Raw genomic sequence first — 20442 nt, forward strand, 5'->3', positions numbered from 1 at the left:
TATGTTGGCTTTGGCGTCTCAAACTCAATTAGATTTAGCGCATTATTATTTACAGAAAATTTTGCTGTCGTCTGTTTATGATGTGGCTAAAGTGACGCCATTGTCGAGCATGAATAAATTGTCTGCTCGCTTTGGTTGTCAGGTGTATTTAAAGCGTGAAGATATGCAGCCTGTGCATTCGTTTAAAATACGTGGTGCCTACAACCGTATCGCAGCGTTAACTCAAGATGAGTGCGATAGAGGTGTGGTGTGCGCATCAGCGGGCAATCACGCTCAAGGGGTAGCTATGTCTGCTGCCAGTCGCGGTATTGATGCCGTAATTGTAATGCCTAGTACCACGCCAGATATTAAGATTGATGCGGTGAAACGCTTGGGTGGCAATGTGGTCCTTCATGGGCAGGCGTTTGATCAAGCCAATGACTATGCCAAAAACCTCTCGGCAACAGAAGGACGGGTGTATATCGCCCCATTTGATGACGAAGCGGTTATTGCCGGACAAGGCACTATTGCTCAAGAAATGGTACAACAACAACGCGATATTGAAATCGTGTTTGTGCCTGTTGGCGGTGGTGGTTTAATTGCCGGTATTGCGGCCTATTACAAAGCTGTGATGCCGCAAGTTAAGATCATTGGGGTTGAACCCGAAGACGCTGCTTGCTTAAAGGCGGCACTCGAAGCTGATGAACCAGTAACTTTGGCTCAAGTGGGGTTGTTTGCTGACGGCGTAGCGGTTAAGCGGATTGGTACTGAGCCATTTCGTTTAGCGCGTGAATACGTTGATGAAGTGGTTACCGTCACTTCTGATGAAATTTGTGCCGCAGTAAAAGATATTTTTGAGGATACCCGCGCGATAGCCGAACCCGCTGGAGCCTTGTCGATTGCGGGGCTTAAAAAGTACATGGCGCAACAGGGTGACTCTATCGATGCCCCCAAAAAAGTAGCGGCTATTCTCAGTGGTGCTAACGTCAATTTTCATAGTTTACGTTATGTGTCTGAACGTTGTGAATTAGCTGAGCAAAAAGAGGCGGTATTAGCGGTTAAAATACCTGAAAAACCAGGCAGTTTTTTACGTTTTTGTGAGTTACTTGATAAACGAGTGATGACCGAGTTTAATTACCGTTTTAGCAGTCGTGATATTGCAGTGGTATTTGCGGGTATTCGTCTCACTGGCGGCCAAGCAGAACTCAGTGAGATCATTGCTAAGTTAGAGTCTGAAGGCTTTGAAGTTCAAGACTTATCCCAAGATGAAACCGCTAAATTACACGTGCGTTATATGGTCGGTGGTCACCCACTTGAGCCATTAGAAGAGCGCTTATTTAGCTTTGAGTTTCCTGAGCATCCCGGGGCATTGCTGAAGTTTTTAACCACTTTACAGAGCAAATGGAATATCAGTTTATTTCATTACCGTAACCATGGTGCAGCCTTTGGTAGGGTGTTAACCGGTTTTGAAGTACCGGCTAAAGATGACGTCGCGTTTGCGCAATTTTTAATGGAGCTCGGTTTCGTTTATCAAGAAGAAACCCACAGTCCGGCTTATCAGTTATTTTTAAATAGTGCGAAAGCAAAATCATAATTCATTTTTAACTGACCTGAAATCGGGATAAGAGATGAAGATATGATATTAAATATCATAGCCTTAGACGTTTATTACTATCAAACTTGTCATTTGTTTTACTAACAAGGCGAATTGCGCGTCAATAGCGGGTCTATGGCAAGTTAATTCAACACCGTTAGCAAGACAAAGGGCTGTTTGAGAGGCGTTTATTATCCCTAGTTCAGGTTAACTACCATTCTTAGGTGATTTAGTGCCTCAATGTGGTATTGTCAGTACGCCTAAAACGAAAAAATATTCGTGGGTCTGTAGAAACGATTACCAACAAGTTAATGTTGATTTATTTTGCTGCAACTGATTGGTATGTTTTGCTTTATATGTAGGGTAAATTTTTCCAGATTCATATTGAGTTATGAATTTTAGACCTCATTTTAAGGAGACATTGATGTTACCCGTGCCAACAATTCCAGTTTTTATGCCACCGCGCAGAATCTTAATGGGCCCAGGCCCATCTGATGTGTATCCCGAAGTGCTTGCGGCACAATCAAGGCCGACTATCGGTCACCTTGACCCATTATTTGTCGGCATGATGGATGAGCTCAAAAGCTTAATTCAATATGCTTTTCAAACTAAAAACGAAATGACTTTAGCGGTATCAGCACCAGGCAGTGCCGGTATGGAAACCTGTTTTGTCAATTTAGTTGAGCCAGGCGAAAAGGTCATCGTATGTCGTAATGGGGTGTTTGGTGAGCGCATGCGTCAAAACGTTGAACGAGTTGGCGGTGTAGCAGTTGTTGTCGACAATGAATGGGGCGAACCTGTATGCCCAGATAAAGTTGAAGCAGCACTCGTGGCGCATCCAGATGCAAAATTTCTCGCATTTGTACATGCCGAAACTTCAACAGGTGCACTGTCTGATGCGAAAACCTTGTGCACCTTAGCGCAATTACATGACTGTATCAGTATTGTTGATGCCGTAACCTCATTGGGTGGTGTTGAATTGCTGGTGGATGAGTGGGGCATTGATGCCATTTATTCTGGCAGCCAAAAGTGTCTCTCCTGTGTCCCCGGTTTATCGCCTGTGTCATTTTCACCTAAAGCGGTTGCCAAGCTTAAAGCCCGTACTACCCAGGTGCAAAGTTGGTTTTTAGATCAAACCTTAGTCATGGGTTATTGGGGCAATAGTGCTGGTGCTAAACGCAGTTATCATCATACTGCGCCAGTGAATGCCTTATATGCTCTGCATGAATCTTTACGTTTACTTGCCAATGAAGGGCTCGAAAATGCCTGGGCAAGACACCGAAAAATGCACTTGTTACTGCGTGATGGGCTAACAACATTAGGCTTTAAATTTGTGGTTGAAGAGTCGTCGCGTTTACCGCAACTCAATACAGTATATATTCCAGACGGTGTCGATGACGCTGCAGTGCGTAAGCATTTATTGGAAGAATATAATTTAGAAATTGGTGCTGGGCTAGGTGCTTTAGCAGGTAAAGCATGGCGTATCGGCCTGATGGGCTTCAGTGCTCGTCGTGAAAATGTCGCCCTTTGCTTACACGCATTAGAAGAGTCGTTAACATAAACATTGATTGTTGAATTATCATAAAAATGACGCTTTAGAGCGTCATTTTTTATGATTTTTCAGAGATTATTTAGTCGCTAATCAGCTAACTTTTTCTCTAATTCATTGACTTGTACTTGTAATGCTTCCAGCTTTTCACGGGTTTTCAGTAACACATGTTGCTGCACTTCAAACTCTTCACGCGATACCACATCCAGCTTCATCAGTTGGTTTTGTAATAGCTGCTTGCTGCGCTCTTCAAATTCCCCGGCAAACTGCTTAACACCGCTAGGTAAGTTGTCGCTAAGTTGTTTAGCGAGCTCTTCAATTTTCTTTGGATTAATCATTATGATCCCCTACTGATATATTGAGTTAATTGTAACCGAGGTGAGCGCTTTTCCAAACCTTAACTGTGATTTTTCGTTAACCGTCACCAGTTGATTCTGCTATGATCCGCCTTCGTTTAACGTTAAGTAAGGTGTAATAATTAATGAAACTCAATCCAGGGCAAAATGAAGCCGTACATTATGTGTCGGGTCCATGCTTAGTGCTTGCTGGCGCGGGGAGTGGTAAAACACGAGTTATCATTAATAAAATTGCTTACTTAGTTGAAAAGTGTGGCTACAAAGCCCGTAATATTGCCGCTGTAACCTTTACTAATAAAGCCGCGCGTGAAATGAAAGAGCGTGTGGCTCAGTCTATGGGCCGCAAAGAAGCCCGTGGATTATGGATATCTACCTTTCACACCTTAGGACTCGAAATCATTAAGCGTGAGCATAAAGTGCTTGGGCTTAAGGCGGGTTTCTCTTTGTTTGATGATCAAGATACCTTCGCGCTATTAAAAGAGCTGACTGAAGATGAGTTCGATGACGATAAAGATTTAATCAAGTCCTTGGCATCAGCCATATCGAACTGGAAAGGGGGATTAGTGATCCCTCAGCAGGCAATCAGTATGGCAAAAGATGAGCAAAGCCAATTATTTGCTACCTTGTATCAACGATATGCTCAGCATATGAAGTCCTATAATGCGCTCGATTTTGATGATCTTATCTTAATTCCAACCTTATTGTTGCGGATGAATGAAGAGGTGCGTACCCGCTGGCAAACCAAAATTCAATACTTGCTGGTGGATGAGTATCAAGATACTAATACTAGCCAATACGAATTAGTGAAACTGTTGGTGGGTCAGCGTTCACGTTTTACCGTGGTAGGTGATGACGATCAGTCTATTTATTCTTGGCGTGGCGCCAAACCGCAAAATCTGGTGTTGCTAGGAACTGATTTTCCTAAGCTTAAATTAATTAAGCTAGAGCAAAACTATCGATCAAGCCAACGTATTCTCCGTGCTGCCAATATTTTGATTGCCAACAACCCTCACGTGTACGATAAGGCGTTATTTAGTGAGTTAGCTTATGGTGAGCCACTAAGAGTATTAATAGCCGCTAACGAAGAGCAGGAAGCTGAGCGAGTGGTGGCAGAGATCATTCGGCATAAGTTTGTTGGGCGGACTAAATTTGGTGATTACGCCATTTTATACCGAGGTAATCATCAATCTCGTTTACTCGAACGATCGCTCATGACCAACCGCATTCCTTATAAGCTCAGTGGTGGTACTTCCTTTTTCTCCCGAGCAGAAATTAAAGACATCATGGGGTATTTACGTTTAGTGGTGAATCCTGACGATGATAATGCTTTTTTGCGGGTGGTTAACTTGCCTAAACGTGGTATCGGCCCTGCATCGCTGGAACGTTTGGGTAATTTTGCTAATCAAAAGCATATTTCGCTATTTGAAGCGATTTTTGATGTTGAATTGAATCATCACCTTGCACCCGCGGCAGTCAATTCGCTGTATCAATTCGGCAAATTTATTGTTGATACTGGTGAGCTCGCAACTCGTGGAGAGCCGGTTGAAGCGATTAAACAGCTGATCCGCAAAATTAATTACGAAGATTATCTGTACGAAACCAGTACCAGCGCTAAAGCGGCCGAAATGAGGATGAAAAATATTTCGGAATTATACCGTTGGGTTACCGAAATGCTCGAAGGTGATGAGTTAGATGAACCGATGACGCTACCGGAAGTGGTTACTCGATTAACCCTGCGCGACATGATGGAACGTAATAGCGAGGATGAAGGTGGCGATCAAGTACAGTTAATGACTTTACATGCTTCTAAAGGACTGGAATATCCTTTTGTATTTATGGTGGGGGTTGAAGAGAGAATTTTACCGCACCAGTCGAGTATTGACGAAGACAATGTCGATGAAGAACGGCGTCTGGCTTATGTGGGGATAACGCGAGCGCAGCGTGAATTATGGTTTGTGATATGTCGCGAGCGCCGTCAATTTGGTGAGACGATGCGCTGTGAACCCAGTCGCTTTTTACTTGAGTTACCACAAGATGACTTAATCTGGGAAAACCGTAAGCCAGTTCAAACTGAAGAGCAGCGTGTGGAAACCAGTAAAAGCCATATTGCCAACATACGCGATATGTTTAAAAAGTAGTGCTAATTAGGTTGGCCTATTGATTAGGCACAAGACTTATGGGGCTTTTTTTTTTCGTTAAATAATTTGCTGATTGCTCGCCCTTGACCACGCATATAACCAAGTTCTAAAAACTGTCTTACTTGTTGTTGCGTGTCAATGGTAGTGGCGTACATGTCGAAATTAAGTGTTTGCGCCGTCAATTGGTAAGCTTTGACTAATTGTAACTGTTTATCATTGAGTAAGTGCTTACTGATGTCTTCATCTAACTTTAATGCTTTAATCGGTAAGAAGCTTAAGCAACTGAGCGAGCTGTAACCTGTACCATAGCCATCGATACCGATTTGCACATCCAGTTGCGAGATAAGCTCGAAGCCATTGATATGATTTTCGGTGTCTTGCATTAAGGCTTGTTCGTTAAAAAATAATATCAGTTTACGTAAATCGATATTACTGCCTTTGATGGTATTTTTGAGATTGCGTAACACAAACTTATTTTTAATATGTTGACTGCTAATCGATAAGTGCAGATCAATATTGGTACCATATCGTTGCTTAATTGATTGGAAATGTTCATTTAAGTGGCCAAACATATAAGCATCTAAATTCAGTGTTAGCTGATATTGTGCCGCCAAGCGTTTCATTTTTGAGTGATCAATAATGCCTTGTTTTAGATGATGCCATTCAACTTGTGGTTCAATAGCAATAATCTCACCAGTGTTAAAGTCGACCACTTCAATATAATGTATCTTAAATCCCTGTTGCTCGAGCGCCTGCTTAAATTCAATTTCTAAGTCATGTTGTAATTTAGATTTCGCGCTCAGCTTGTTATCAAAAATGACGAAACACCCTTTACCATTTGCTTTAGCTTGATACATTGCGGCGTCAGCATCTCGCAGAAGAGATTCACTGGTCACTAGCTTATTACGTCCGCTAAAAGCCACCCCTATACTCGCACCAGAGATGAATTCTTGTTTGGCTAACTGATAGGGCATAGATAATGTTTGTAAAATACGCTCACAGACTTCGACGGCATCTTCTGTGGCATTAATTGAGTCCAGTAATATAACAAATTCATCACCGCCCATGCGAGCCAGAGTATCGTTGTCGCGAATACATGATTTTATGCGTTGTGACGTTTCAATTAAAAAACGATCGCCTTCTAGGTGACCAAAAGAGTCATTGATGACCTTGAAACGGTCAAGATCGATAAATAATAATGCAAATTGATCTAGCCCATGACGACGTAAGTGCTTTAATTCTTGTGATAAACGTTCCATCAAATAGCTACGGTTAGGTAACCCTGTCAGGCCATCATGTTGAGCATCATATAATAATTGATCTTCCATTTTCCGGCGTTGATTAATCTCTTTTTGGAGATTGTTGTTGAGTTCTGCAAGCGCCATGGTCCGTTGAACAACTTTATCTTCTAATAGCTCGTGGCTATTCTTAAGTGACTCAGCAGCGAGTTTACGTTCAATCGCATTAGCCATGTGCTGCGACACAAAGGTCAGCAGTTCAAGATCTTTTAATTGATAAATATGGGCGTCATCTAGACTATAAATGGTTAATGCCCCAGCAACTTCACCATTAATGATTAACGGAATACCTATCCATTGATGCATTCTATCGGTTTTGTTTAATTCTGGTGATTTAGCGTAAATTTCACCTAGGCTAACCATGGTCGAGATATCTTTAGCTGAAAATAATCGCGGTAATTTATGTTGGAGAATATATTCGGTTAATCCATCCTGCATTGGGCGAGAGGCAGGATATTCAGCCGTCATTTGCGACACATAAAACGGAAACGACAGCATATTATTTTTGTCAATTAACGAAATAAAACAGTTATTGGCAGGAATGAGCTGGCTGATAATAGCGTGGAGCCGTAAGTAGAAATCTTGCTGAAGCACGTTGGATGCAGATAAATCGGCAATTTCAAACAGTGTTTTTTGCAATTTCTCCGCTTTAACTCGCTCAGTGACTTCTTGTTTAACCTTCTCATACGCTTGGCTGAGCTCTTTAGTGCGCTCCACAATGGCTTGCTCAAGTTGTTGATGATGCTCAAGCCGTTCCATTACTCCTGAAATATGATGGCAAATAAAGCCCATTAACTCTAATTCTAACTCACCGTAAGTATTGGCTTCGTTGTAGCTTTGCACCACAAGTACACCACTGACTACGTCTTTGGTTTTAATCGGTACGCCAAGCCATTGATGACTTGGCGAGCCAAGGCTTTTAATATCGCCACTGGCAATCAATTCATTAAACTTATTATCGTCGCATAACAAAGGCTCACCATTGCGAAGCACATACCCAGTTAGACCACTATTGAGTAATGCCGATATTTCTTGGTCTGGGTAAAGCTCTGTTGGATGAGAATCTTGTTGGTCAGCAAAAAAGGGTAAACTTGTTAGCCCTGTTTTAGCATCTTGAGATGCAATAAAAAAGTTTTCTGCAGGGATAAGCTGTTGTAGATGTAAATGAACTCGTTGATAAAAGTCATCAAGTGAAGTGACCTGGGTCGCAATATTGGAAATACCGAGTAAGGCGTTTTGAATAATCTCAGAACGTTTATATTTTTTAGCCAAACGCCTTAAACGAGCGACCCGTTTTTGGAGATGCTCGATCCTAGGAAAGGTTTTAGAGTGACTAATGACTGTATCCATACCCTTGTTTATCGTTATCCTATTAATTCTGTGAACAAATATTGTTGAACAATCATTATAATTACCATAAATATAAATGTGATCCAAGCGAAATAAATGTAAACACAAGGTTAATAATTGTCGTAAGTGATAAAAAACAGGTTAATTGTTGCCTTAAACGCGTAAAAGTTAGTCAGTCAGTCAAAAGAAAGTAAATCAAGGCTAGACGTGAAGCTGTTTTATCCCTATTATATGCCTCGCTAACCAAGGCGAGCGCCCATAGCTCAGCTGGATAGAGCGTACCCCTCCGGAGGGTAAGGCCGAAGGTTCGAATCCTTCTGGGCGCACCATTCGGCAAGTACAGTTTCTGTCGTATTGGTTAGTAGAATTGAAAGTCAGTGGTGATTGTAGCTCAGTTGGTAGAGTCCCGGATTGTGATTCCGGTTGTCGTGGGTTCGAGCCCCATCAGTCACCCCATTCAATTCGTTGTTTTATGTATATTTCGGTGATTAGCGCAGCCCGGTAGCGCATCTCGTTTGGGACGAGAGGGTCAGAGGTTCGAATCCTCTATCACCGACCACATTTAAGTGAACAGGTTAACTTGATTAATTGGTTTACTGCACAGTTTACAATAGATTTCGGTGATTAGCGCAGCCCGGTAGCGCATCTCGTTTGGGACGAGAGGGTCAGAGGTTCGAATCCTCTATCACCGACCACATTTAAAAAAGCCACTCTTATGAGTGGCTTTTTTGTTTTTCTAGAATCGATAATGATTCCAATGGTATATTGTTACTTCAGCAACCATTATAAACTCTCAATCTAATTGATTGTATGGGCATTAATATCGGTGTGCTGTTCTATTAATTACCTATCTCTATTGAGCTCTTTAGACTGCGTTATAGGCCGTATTAGCGCCTAATGATGTATCGCCCCCAAGCAACAACTTTCTAGCAGTGGTTCAAGAGATCAACCTAAATGTGTTGTGGCCACTCCATTAGACGTGAACTCTGGGCAAGATGTTAAAATATAATTTTAAAGATCATAAGCTTAGATGTTAACCACTATCAATTAGTGAGCTAATCGCCGAGATATAAAAAAACCACTCAAAAGAGTGGTTAGTTTTCAGCGAGCAATTCATTGATATAATTTAAAGGTCTATATTCACTGGCGGTACAATAAAGCCTTGATAGGCATCCACTCTGAGATCTGTAAACCTTGTTAATTGTTCAGCTTCCTGGATCCCTGTGACAATAACTTGAATATCTAATCCTTTAGCAACATTGACTAACGCACGGCATAATTCACTGTTATGTTGATTATCTTCAATGTAAGCCAGTGATTGGTCAAGTTTGACATAGTTAGGACGTAAGCTTTGTAAGTAGGCCATAGAGCCAAATTGACGACCAAAATGGTCAATACCAAAATGGGCGCCAGAATCTCTAATGACTTTACACAGATTTTCACAAGATTCTAAGTCGCTATAAACACTCGCTTCTGGAATTTCGAAACAAATACGATCGGCGTATTTACTGGCTCGTAGGAACTGTTTTAACCATACATGGAAATCAGTATCACTTATACTTTGATAGGTGAGGTTAATGGCAACACGTTCATAATTACGTTCAAATAAACGATTTTCATTGATGGTTTCAATTAAGCAACGATCAAGCATAGTCCCTAATGAGAGCAATTCTACATAAGGCATAAATTGACCTGCGTGCAGGGTTGTTTCGCCAATTTTCAGCTGACAATATAGCTCGCGTTGACAAATTTCATCTCTGGCACATAACTGAATAGGCTGCCAACGGAATTGGAAGTTTCTGGTCTTGATAGCATTGTTTAAATTACTGCGCCATTCTTCTCGAGTAAAAAGCTGCTTTTGAGTGTTTTCAAACCAATGGAACACCTTTTCGTCTTTAATGGCTTGTTGCAATGCGTTATCTGCTTGGGCCAGCATATCAGATACCGTCATTTGCCCTAAACGCTCTGCTACACCAATATAAAACTGTTCGTTGGGTTTGCAGCCAGATTTAGATATTTCTTTATTCACAGTGCGTATGAGACTCTGCAAATATTTAGTCAGTTGGTCGTGTTCACAGTCTTCAACAAGAAAGGCAAATTCGTACGCAGCAATCCGCGCAATAACAGAAGAGGATATTTCATCTTGGTGATGCTGTAATTTCTCCGCCAGAATACGAATTGTCTCATCACGAACTTGGAAACCATATTTACTGTGAACTTCTTCTAACCAATCCATTTTGACTAAGTAAAGCGCTCCGGTACTGGGCTCGCTTAACCAGCCATTCACTCGACTTACCATGTATTGTCTATTTGGCAGTCCAGATACTTGATCGACGAGATTTTTCTTTCTTAATGCAGAGACTTCTTCGTCGAGGGAGTTAAATACTTGTTTTAACTGAGCAGACATGCTGTTAAATGCATTGACTAGTTCTTTGAGTTCTTTGGTTTTTGGTGCTGGCATATCAGGGCCAAATTGGCGCTCAGCAATTTTTTTTGCGTGTACAGAAAGGGTATTTAATGGTTTTAATATCCAGCTTAATCCTACTCTTGCACAGATAATAGCAATGAGGAATAAGATCGAAAATAGAATAATAATGTCGGAAATAATCCGCCATAATTCTTGATAGCCAAAACCTGGATTTGCGGTAATTTCTAGCGTGGCAAGTTGTAACCAACCTGAAGTAATCGTAGTTTGTTTTTTTATTGTTTTAAACAAATTAAGATCAATAAACCATTGAGGAACATTGTCGACTTGTACCGCGTTATTCCACACCTGCTGCTTGCCACCCACTAACCAAGTTAACTTAATTTGTTGGTAGTAGCCGCCCTCAAAAATAACATTGACTAATGTTTCAGCTCCGGCATCATCACCCGCTTCTAAAACAGGCGTTAGCATCAGTCCTAATGAGTTGCTGGCATTATTAAGATCAGATTCCATCTGTTTAGATAAGAAACCTTGGGTCTCTGAAAATTGTACATAGGCTACACTTGCAATTGTTAGCAAGAAAAGCCCAAAAAGTAACGCATAGATCTGCCTGAACAGGGTCATGTTGTTACTACTCCATGTTGAGTTTTGGTTGGCGTAGGCGATCTACACCTAATCTAAGTTTAAGGTCAGTCCATTTTTCAAGGCGTGATGATGAGCCAGCTAACACACCTCGACCTTTTTCTTTGTTTAACCATAATTGTTTACCGTTAAAACTGTAAACAGGCAGAAGATCTTTTCTTTTTGTTGCCAGCTTTATGGTTTTATCTAAATTATCAAGCACTAGCGGGATTGAATTTGGTTTTTCATAATACGCTAAAACCATATGATACTGATTTAAAGATGTTGCTTTTACCATGGTTATTCTGAGTTTATCTTCAGGAATACCAAGCTGGAGTAGCGTAAAGTATTTTGCTATTGAAAAGTCTTCACAATCCCCGCCATTGGCACCAATAAACTCCATTGGCGATGCCCAATAATTGGAGTCGCCCCACAATGTTTGATCATCAATAAATCTAAATAAATTAAAAAATTGATTAACTTTTTCTAATTTGTCTATATCAGCAAGTTGTTGCGAATCTCTGACGATATTAAACCAAGCATTGGCCCGTAATCCGGCGCGATCGCCATAGCGTTGCGATAATGCAGCGACGGTTTTGTCTTGGTTTAACTCTTGTGTCGGAGCGGCAAATAAACATGAAACTAAAAGGGCCGATGCCATAATAAAAACATGGCAGACCCTTTTATATAGCGATATGGTTACTTTGCTGCTTTCGCGACTCAAAGAATCAATGCCTTGTATGTCCGTTAGTCAATTTCTTCATCTACAGTGTAGATATTCCATCGCATTGCTGGAATAGTATCATCAGCTGTCACTTCAGCGATTACACGTCGATTACGTTCCTCTGCTGCTGGTGTGCCACTGTTATCGATAGGACGATCAAAACTATAACCAATTGCCGTTAAGCGGCTTGGATTGATACCATAGGTGGTTTTTAACACATCAGTGACAGCTTTAGCACGATGTTGAGATAACGCTAAATTTAGCTCATAACTGCCAACTTTGCTTGTATGACCTTCAATTGTCACCCTTGTGGTCGGATATGTTTCCATCAATTTAGCTACTTTTTCAATTTGGTTATAATATTGAGGTTCGATAACCGTAGAATTATTACTAAATAGAATTTTTAAGTCTTGGCGTTCATTGATATTTGTTATTCTGCCACAACCATAGTTGTCAACCGCAGCACCCACAACAGTACCAGCGCAACGTTCACGGGCCATGATCACGCCATCACGGTCACTATCATTAAGATCAAATTGTTGAGTTGTAGATGGATTCGACTCAACAATATCGGTTACCGAACAGCCTGCAGTCGTTATCAATGCGAATAAAACTAGTAAGTATTTCATTATTTTACTCCTCCTTCATAATCCTGCTCTCCACGCCATTCTCCTGGACGTGTTACTCGAAGTGAGTCAAGTAGATCGCCAGTTGCATTTAGTACTCGATAGCGAGCGGCAATTTCATCGTACTCAGTTTGTAAGTAATCCTTACGAGCTTCAAATAGTTCATTTTCGGTATCGAGTAAGTCAAGAAGGGTACGTTGACCCAAATTAAACTGTTGTTCATAAGCGACTTGAGTCTGTTTTGCTGCAACAACATGTTCACGAATAAACTGTTTTTGCGGTGCTAACATTTCATAGGCATTCCAAGCTAAAGAAATACCTTCAACAACTTCACGATAAGCGCGTTGTTGGACCTCTTTTGCCTCATTGATTTTATAGGCGCTCTCTCTGTCTTTAGAGGTGTCTTTACCACCAGAGAACAGGTTGTATTTCATCCTAACCATGGCGACTAAGTCATTATTATAGCCATTGACGTTCTGGCTATTAATCGCGCTATAGCCGTCTTCACCAGAGGTATCATTATTCCAGTTACCGTTAAGCTCTAAACTTAATTTTGGATAATAGTTAGCTTGGGCTGAACTACGCTCTTTTTTAGCAGCATTAATGTCATTTTCTGCTGATTTTAATATTGGGTGTTTTGCTTTAGCTAACATGATCCCTTTATCTAAACTTTCAGGCAGCAAATCGGCATCAGGCACAGGTAGAATTAAGTCAACAGGCTGTGCTTCAACCACTCTAACAAAGGCTGCGCGGGCATCTTGTAGATTGTTTTTAGCTGAAATAACATTGGCATTTGCACGGGCGAGACGGCCTGCAATTTGCGATAAATCTGCTGTTGATCCCAATCCAGAATCAGTACGCTGTTTTATTTGGTCATATATCTCTTTATGACTCGCGAGATTTTTTTCAGACAGCAGTAATACTTGCTCACTACGGATGTAGTTTAAGTAGACTTTTGTCACATCCAATGCGGTATCTTCAGCAGCAGAAAATAATGCCCACTGATCTGCACTCGCTTCAAATGAATAGCGATCGACTTCGCTACTGGTATAAAAACCATCAAAAAGCATTTGTTTGATGCTAACACCGGCTTCGCCACGTTCTAAATCAATCATACCGTCACTATCAACATCACCTTGACCCGCTCGGCGACGTGTTGAAGGACTATCTGTTTGTTCCCAGCCATAACCCGCTGTGATATCAAGTGTCGGCATGTATCCTGATTGAGCTTGATTAACTTGCTCTTCACGTGCTTTAAAGCGATTAAAAGCTATACGTAAATCTGGGTTTGTATCTAGTGTATATGCAACAGCTTGCTCAAGTGTTTGACTTGAAGCTGTCGGGGCTATCAGCATTGACAAAGTTAGTGCTATAACAGTTAACTTGTTTTGCTGTTTTGTTGTAGTAATAGTCATTAAAAAACCCTCCTGGTTCTTCTTAGCGCTCTCTAAGAGCTGTATCTTTGGCTCTTAAAATTGGATTTAAAATATACTCAAGTATGGATCTTTTTCCTGTAATGACATCAACCGAAGTGAGCATTCCAGGAATAATTGGCATCTCTGTACCATCGTCTTTCATTAAACTGGATTCTTGTGTTCTTACTTTTACAATATAGAAACTGTTACCTTCATCATCCTGTGACGTATCGGCACTAATATGCTCAACCGTTCCTTTTAGCCCACCATAACGAGTAAAGTCATAGGCAGTCACTTTGACTATTGCAGGTAATCCTGGATGTAAAAAAGCAATATCTTTTGGTATTATTTTGGTTTCTATCAGTAATTTATCTTCTGAAGGAACAATTTCCATAATATCTTCGCCTGGCTGAACAACTCCACCCAAAGTATTAAAGTTAATCTTTTTAATGGTGCCAATAACAGGAGAGGTAATGACAGCTTTGCTGACTTTATCAAATGCTCCTTTTTGCGCTTGGTTCATGCGCGATAATTTCGTTTGCATTTCATTAAGCTGTGCCCGTAGATCGGTAGCATAAACAAACACTGCGTCGCGACGTTTTAAAATGGCCTCATCCATAGCGGCTTTCACTTTTGGGCGCAAGAGTCTAACAGATTGTAATTCGCCCTGAATATCGTTTACGGTGCGCTCAAGTTTGAGGAGTTCTACTTCAGGCACAATGCCTTTACGAGCAAGCGGTCGAGTCAATTCGAGTTCGCGAGATACTAATTGATAACTTGTCGTAAGTGTACTGATTTTAGAAGCTAATTCTTCAATTTCTTGTTGTCGTTGTTGAATTTGACGCGCTAAAATTTCTAATTGGTTACTTAAATTATCAAGTCGAATGGAATACTCTTCTTGTTGACGTTTAACCAGTTCTGGTTCTTCATCAATAATGGTTTGTGGAAAAACTAAATTTTGCTTAGTAATTTTCACTTGTTGGCGCCAGTCTGAGGACATGTCAGAGATAATTATGCTATCCAACTCAGTGCGCATGCGAATAATATTTGTCTGTAACCCAAAGACCTCTTGCTCTTGTTGGTCAAAGTCTGAGCGAAATCGTGTGTCATCAATACGAGCTAAAGGTTGATCTTTAGTCACTAATCCACCTTCTTGAACATAGATCTCTTGTAAAATACCACCATCTAAACTTTGAATAACTTGCAGTTGTGAAGAGGGAATGACTTTACCGGTTCCTGTCGTCACCTGATCTAATTCTGAGAAATATGCCCAAATAAAAAAACACATCATCATTGCCGCGAGCGACCAAATAATAAGACGATGCCCTGACGGGGCATCGGTCATCATGGCGCCATAAACATCATCGACCATTTCTAAATCTTTCGTTGTCAGATATTTACTCATGAAGATTGGCCTCCAGACAGGGTCCCTGAATTGAGTTTTGCTAGGACCTCATCTTTAGGGCCATCAGCCACAACATGACCACGTTCGAGTACAATAATACGATCGACAAGATTTAATAAATGCATTTTATGGGTAATAAGTAGTAAGGTTCTTTCACGGCTCACTAGCTGCATTGAGCGAATAAACTGTTTTTCAGCTCGAGCATCGAGGCTTGCCGTTGGCTCATCCATTAATAATATTGACGGGTCATTTAATGTTGCCCTTGCTAAAGCAACGGTTTGCCTTTGACCACGGCTAAGTGCGAGACCACCTTCACCCACTTGTTGGTCTAAGCCTTCTGACTCTAAGTTAGTAAACATACTCACGCCAGAAAGCTGGATCGCTCTTATTAATTGATGCTCTGTCACTTGACGAGATCCAAATAAAATATTGTCGCGAATGGTACCGTGAAATAAGGTGACGTCTTGGGGTAAGTAGCCAAAGTTACGTCTAAGATCGCTAGGGTGAATTTGTCCTGCATCAAGGCCATCATAGCGAAGACTACCTTGAGTTGGTTTGTACAATCCGAGCAGTAATTTGGCTAAGGTACTTTTACCTGAGCCATTTCGGCCAATGATGGCAATGCGCTCACCTGGATTAATACTGATCGAGAAAGGGTGTAAGCTTGGTTTTTCCGAGCCTGGAAAGCTGAAACTAATATTATCAGCTTCAATTTTGCCCATAAACCGTTCTTTACTGGCTAGATTTCCTTTGTCTTCAAACTCATCTTCTTGTTCCATGATAGCGTCTAGTTGGCGCAGTGAACTTATTGTATGATTACCACGAGTAATTAAGCCTGCTAATTGTGCCATCGGTGATATGGCTCTGCTAGATAGCATGACTGCAGCAATGATCCCACCCATAGAGATTTCGTTGTCAGCTAATCTGTACACACCAAGTATCACGACCATGACAACAGTTAATTGCACCATGAAGTTAGCAATATTAGTCACATAATTGGATAGCTTTTTAGTTTTAAGTTGCCAGTTAGCAGTATGACCGATCATTTGTTGCCAGCTTTTCTGCACTAAGCCTTCGGCGCCATTAGCTTTAATTGATTCTAATGCGGTTAAACTTTCTATTAAATGTCCATGCTTTAAGCTAGCAAAACGATTACTTTCTTCAATGGCTTGTTTTAGTTTAGGTTGAAGATAAAAGGTCACCGCAATAATAACTAAGCTGCAAATTACTGGGATGATGGCTAAATCACCCGCGACAATATAGATGATGAGCACAAATAATAGTGCAAACGGCAAATCAACCAATGCAGTTATGGTGGCCGAAGTTAAAAACTCGCGAATACTGTCAAACTCACCTAGTTGTCTTGCCATACCGCCAACACTTGGCGAGCGTTTTGACAGTGGAATACCAATGGCTTTTGCAAATAGTTTTGATGAAACAATAATGTCGACTTTTTTACCTGCAATATCGATTAAATAGCTTCGTAACTGCCGCATAATAAAGTCGAATATATAGGCAATACTGGCACCTATGGCTAAAACCCAAAGTGATTCAAATGCAAGATTGGGCACCACTTTGTCATACACATTCATAATGAAGAGTGGTGAAACTAATGCAAAAAGGTTAACTAATACTGATGCTAAAAGCGCATCTCGGTAAATAGGAGCAGAGTCTTTGATGCTTTGCATTAACCAATGTGTTTTGCTGTCATGTAGATGAACATCAAAACTTTTATCACCGCGATAATCTTGTTTAACTAAAAATAAATAGCCGACGTATAGAGTTTCTAAACCTTCGATTGTTAGAGTATCTTCACCACCGGTTTCGGGTAACTGAATAATTGCCTTGTCTTGCTCTAGATCTATTTCTCTTAAAATGCATGCCTTTTTATCTTTTAATAATAAGATACAAGGCAATAAAATTTTGGAAATTTGATTTAAATCTTTTCGTGATAACTTCGCTGATAATCCAGCTCTACCAGCCGCTTGAGGGATTAAATCAGGTGTGATGACTGCACCAGACAGCGGAAGTCCTGCCGCAAGAGAATCTATTGAGCAAGGGTTGCCAAAATGTTCAGTTAATAACACTAGACAGTCGAGTAAAGGATCAACCGTTACCCGTTGGGCAGCCGAAATAGTCCATTGCTCACTTGTGTTAGACGCAGTTTTAGGCACCTAATCTTTATCCTTAATATTATTGTTAGAATTATCAAATATGCGCCGCATGATACTATGTGGCGCAGTCAATGTGTTGTTATTAAGGAATAATATTTCCATTATGTTGATCAAATAGATCAGCATGAGTGGTTCCTGGTGACGGAGCTGGGTTGGCTGTTGCAGTATCAACAATAAGTGCACCATCATTAAGCAAACCGTTAATAATCACGCCCTCATCATTGCTACCGTATTCATGCGATAGGTCTACACCATCGAGTACAATCAATTGGTCAACAGTGCCATTAAGGTCGGCATCGATAGAAATTGTCGTACTGCCGTTACTGAACGAGAATTCAAGATAGGATTCTAAGTTACCGTTCTGTTCATTTTGTAATAAATCACTGATATGAAGAGAGTCATTGTTAACTTCGAAGTCTTTAATCGTATCTGTACCAGTATCGCCCTTAGACCATACAAAAGTGTCATTACCCAGACCACCAATGAGTGTGTCATTACCTAAACCACCGATAAGCACGTCATTACCTTCGCCACCGTAGATAACATCATTGCCGCCTTGGCCGAAAATGATATCGTTACCCGCTGCGCCATTTAAAATATCGTTACCGTCATATTGATTATTGATATTAAATTCATTTACATGTTCACGAATGTAATCATGTACTTCACTTACATCAATATCGGCAATGTTTTGGCCTGTTTTATCTGCAACATAGCTTTGTAAAGCGAGATAGCCTTGTTCCGTTATACCAGCAAACTGGGCCAAGTCACCAAAGATAATGTCATTACCAGCAGCACCATCAACATTATCATCACCTTGAAGTAACTGTGTTTCAGTACCCAAAATAACAGAGGCAAGGTTGTTAGCATTAACACCAGTTACTGGAGTATTGTTAGAATCATAATTTTGTAGAGTAGTATAATTAATGCCGTTGCCGATCCCGATAGCTTCGATATCTGAAATGGCATTCAAATTAGCAAAAGCTGCAGGAGCGCTACTCGAATTGGTATTAGGATAACCATCGGTAATAAAGTAGGTTAAGTTTTCACCACCACTTAAACTGTTGAACCACCTTGTTGCAGCATCAAAGCCTGCTGCATAATTTGTATTACCACCAGAAGCCATGGCATTGAGTGCTGCGGCTAATAACGTAAGAGCATTGGTGTCAGCTAAGTTGACTGGAACTGAAGCTTGAAGGCCAGTATCAAAATCCACTAACAGAATATTCACTACGCCTGAATGCGTACCACCTATGCTTGCTTTTAGCGTATCAAACACTGAGGTTAACTGAGCTTTCATGATATCGAGCTGAGTACGACCTACACTTCCAGAAGTATCGACAATGAAGGCAATATTGTAAGATTCACCATCAACTATTTTTATCGACTGCAGATCACTAACGATAACATCGTTATTGTTTGTTCCTTGAATCGTGTCATCGTTAGGATTTCCGGTATAGCTCACATAAGTTGAGCTAGGATCAGATTCTCCCACAATATTTATAGTCACAGTTGCTGTATCTGTAGCACCATATTGATCTGTTACTGTGTAGGTAAAGGTATCAGTTGACAGCTCCCCAGCCGTTAGTGATTCAAATGCATTATTGGTGTCGTAAGAATAGGTACCATCACTGTGTATGGTCAGTAGTGCGCCACTATCTAGCAAAACAATCTGACCATCTGTAACTGTTGCACCATTCACCCCTGTTAGCGTAAATGTATGACCTTGCGCATCAGAGTCATTATTTAATAGGCCTAGGCTAGTATCTGTAATAGATAGCACGCCATCTTCAGAGACCATATAAGTGCCCATAATAGCTGGACCAGACGCGGTAATGCCGGTTAAGAAGTAATCAGATGAGTCACTTAAGACACTACCATTCGTTGCTTCATTAATTGTCTGTGTTGCTTCAAACACTAATTGGTCAAAGACAATATTACCAGTGTCAATATTGAAAGTCCCCACATTGCCAGCGTCCGTCTTGAATGTGTCGCTTGCGACTAGTTGGCCATTATAATAAGCCTTCCAAATTCCTTGTTCGCCATTATTTTCATCTGAAAACAGGTTAGAAACACTGAATTCAGCTTTATTTACTAGGCCATTAAAATCAATGACAACCGACTCTGAGGTGCCTGTCGCTGAGTTATATTCAATTTGTCCAGTAATTTGGTCTGAGCTGCGTGGAGATCCTGCTACTCCGAGCAAATTATTACCAGGTTCATAGTTTAATACACCCATAGAACCATCAGCATTACGAGCGGATATCGTCATTAGATTCTCGCCATTAGACTGTGGAATAGTCCAAGCGGTATTAGAACCTGTGGTCACTGAATATGATGATCCAGGAAGGTCATCGTTAGCATCAACGTTATTAAGATCAAAGGTCACAATTGCAGTATCACTTAAGCTGCCATCACTTGTCTTAACGGTTAGGCTAATTTGGCTACCATTGTCATAGTTAATTTGTGTCGTGTCATTAACAGAAATGACACCAGTCTGAGCATCAATAATAAATGCACCATTTTCGCTAATTAAGCTGCTCGATCCATTAGCTAGAATGAAAGAGTAAGTTAAGTTATCACTATCAATATCGGTATCGTTACCTGTGTTGGCATCATTCACATCATATACGCTAGTGCCATTGGCAATCGAATCGTTAATAGTGCTGCTGTAATCATCAATAACAGGCGCTTCATTGACATCAAGCTCAGTGAGGGTGACGTTAATGTTGGTGGTGTTGACGCCATCTGAGGCGCCGACGACTAAATTGTGCACGTTCGCCAGGGC

Annotated in this window: 12 protein-coding genes and 4 tRNA genes; 7 read left to right on the forward strand and 9 right to left on the reverse strand. The window is 40.9% G+C overall.

Going from position 1 to position 20442, the window contains the following annotated elements; genetic code table 11:
• The first annotated feature begins 1 nt into the window (after nucleotide 1).
• Nucleotides 2-1573 (forward strand): threonine ammonia-lyase, biosynthetic, encoded by a 1572-nt coding sequence (gene ilvA, locus GW828_RS11535; protein ID WP_124017534.1) that lies wholly within the window; start codon nucleotides 2-4, stop codon nucleotides 1571-1573.
• Nucleotides 1574-1997: 424 nt separating this feature from the next.
• A complete protein-coding gene (locus GW828_RS11540) occupies nucleotides 1998-3134 on the forward strand; it encodes a pyridoxal-phosphate-dependent aminotransferase family protein (protein ID WP_124017535.1) in 1137 nt (378 codons plus the stop codon).
• Between the two features lie 77 nt (nucleotides 3135-3211).
• Here the strand turns inward: GW828_RS11540 and ubiK are convergent, their stop codons facing one another.
• A complete protein-coding gene (gene ubiK, locus GW828_RS11545; RefSeq protein ID WP_124017536.1) occupies nucleotides 3212-3460 on the reverse strand; it encodes a ubiquinone biosynthesis accessory factor UbiK in 249 nt (82 codons plus the stop codon).
• Nucleotides 3461-3603: 143 nt separating this feature from the next.
• Here ubiK and rep point away from each other — a divergent pair, with 143 nt between their 5' ends.
• Nucleotides 3604-5616, forward strand: a complete 2013-nt coding sequence (gene rep / locus GW828_RS11550; RefSeq protein ID WP_124017537.1) for a DNA helicase Rep — start codon at nucleotides 3604-3606, stop codon at nucleotides 5614-5616.
• Nucleotides 5617-5639: 23 nt separating this feature from the next.
• Here the strand turns inward: rep and GW828_RS11555 are convergent, their stop codons facing one another.
• Nucleotides 5640-8264 carry a sensor domain-containing phosphodiesterase gene (locus tag GW828_RS11555; protein WP_273058819.1) on the reverse strand — a complete coding sequence of 875 codons (2625 nt, stop codon included), beginning with the start codon at nucleotides 8262-8264 and terminating at the stop codon, nucleotides 5640-5642.
• A 252-nt stretch (nucleotides 8265-8516) separates the two neighbouring features.
• On the opposite strand from GW828_RS11555, the gene GW828_RS11560 reads away from it, so the two are divergent.
• The 4 genes from GW828_RS11560 (at nucleotide 8517) to GW828_RS11575 (ending at nucleotide 8959) form a co-directional block, all read left to right on the forward strand.
• Nucleotides 8517-8593: transfer RNA gene (locus tag GW828_RS11560), tRNA-Arg, on the forward strand.
• Between the two features lie 51 nt (nucleotides 8594-8644).
• A tRNA-His gene (locus GW828_RS11565) sits at nucleotides 8645-8720 on the forward strand.
• A 26-nt stretch (nucleotides 8721-8746) separates the two neighbouring features.
• A tRNA-Pro gene (locus tag GW828_RS11570) sits at nucleotides 8747-8823 on the forward strand.
• A 59-nt stretch (nucleotides 8824-8882) separates the two neighbouring features.
• Nucleotides 8883-8959 (forward strand) — tRNA-Pro (locus tag GW828_RS11575).
• Between the two features lie 431 nt (nucleotides 8960-9390).
• Here the strand turns inward: GW828_RS11575 and GW828_RS11580 are convergent.
• The 7 genes from GW828_RS11580 to GW828_RS11610 form a co-directional block, all read right to left on the reverse strand.
• Nucleotides 9391-11313, reverse strand: coding sequence for a bifunctional diguanylate cyclase/phosphodiesterase (locus GW828_RS11580; protein WP_273058817.1), 1923 nt, complete (start codon nucleotides 11311-11313; stop codon nucleotides 9391-9393).
• Between the two features lie 7 nt (nucleotides 11314-11320).
• Nucleotides 11321-11971, reverse strand: coding sequence for a transglutaminase-like cysteine peptidase (locus GW828_RS11585; RefSeq protein WP_182743015.1), 651 nt, complete (start codon nucleotides 11969-11971; stop codon nucleotides 11321-11323).
• Between the two features lie 86 nt (nucleotides 11972-12057).
• Nucleotides 12058-12663, reverse strand: coding sequence for an OmpA family protein (locus GW828_RS11590; RefSeq protein WP_182723119.1), 606 nt, complete (start codon nucleotides 12661-12663; stop codon nucleotides 12058-12060).
• A complete protein-coding gene (locus tag GW828_RS11595; RefSeq protein WP_182723120.1) occupies nucleotides 12663-14075 on the reverse strand; it encodes a TolC family outer membrane protein in 1413 nt (470 codons plus the stop codon). The genes GW828_RS11590 and GW828_RS11595 overlap by 1 nt, the downstream gene beginning before the upstream one ends.
• A 22-nt stretch (nucleotides 14076-14097) precedes the next feature.
• Entirely contained in the window at nucleotides 14098-15480 is a 1383-nt protein-coding gene (locus GW828_RS11600; protein WP_182697796.1) for an HlyD family type I secretion periplasmic adaptor subunit, read from the reverse strand.
• Nucleotides 15477-17654 carry a type I secretion system permease/ATPase gene (locus GW828_RS11605; protein WP_273058814.1) on the reverse strand — a complete coding sequence of 726 codons (2178 nt, stop codon included), beginning with the start codon at nucleotides 17652-17654 and terminating at the stop codon, nucleotides 15477-15479. Before GW828_RS11605 ends, GW828_RS11600 begins: the two co-directional genes overlap by 4 nt.
• 82 nt (nucleotides 17655-17736) lie before the next feature.
• Nucleotides 17737-20442: VWA domain-containing protein (locus GW828_RS11610; protein ID WP_273693318.1), on the reverse strand; the 2706-nt coding region annotated here is incomplete at its 5' end.

It is taken from the genome of Shewanella vesiculosa, assembly GCF_009994065.1.
Classification (GTDB): Bacteria; Pseudomonadota; Gammaproteobacteria; order Enterobacterales; family Shewanellaceae; genus Shewanella; species Shewanella vesiculosa.